Genomic DNA, 247 nt, shown 5'->3' with positions numbered 1-247 from the left:
GCGGGAATAGCTCAGTTGGTAGAGCGCAACCTTGCCAAGGTTGAGGTCGCGAGTTCGAGACTCGTTTCCCGCTCCAAACGAATCCTGTCTTAAGTTGCTATAAAGTTTCTCCGATGCGGGAATAGCTCAGTTGGTAGAGCGCAACCTTGCCAAGGTTGAGGTCGCGAGTTCGAGACTCGTTTCCCGCTCCATCATTCAGGCACATTTGGATAGGCGGGAATAGCTCAGTTGGTAGAGCGCAACCTTG

At 52.6% G+C, this 247-nt stretch carries 2 tRNA genes; both read left to right on the top strand.

What is annotated here, in order from left to right:
* Positions 1-76, top strand: a tRNA-Gly gene (locus HMPREF3277_RS06500).
* Between the two features lie 39 nt (positions 77-115).
* Positions 116-191: transfer RNA gene (locus HMPREF3277_RS06495), tRNA-Gly, on the top strand.
* Positions 192-247 lie beyond the last annotated feature (56 nt).

The organism is Neisseria sp. HMSC70E02 (genome assembly GCF_001838645.1).
GTDB classification, from domain to species: Bacteria; Pseudomonadota; Gammaproteobacteria; order Burkholderiales; family Neisseriaceae; genus Neisseria; species Neisseria macacae.
Note: the sequence above shows the minus strand (reverse complement) of the source record. Positions and strands in the feature narration are given on the sequence as shown.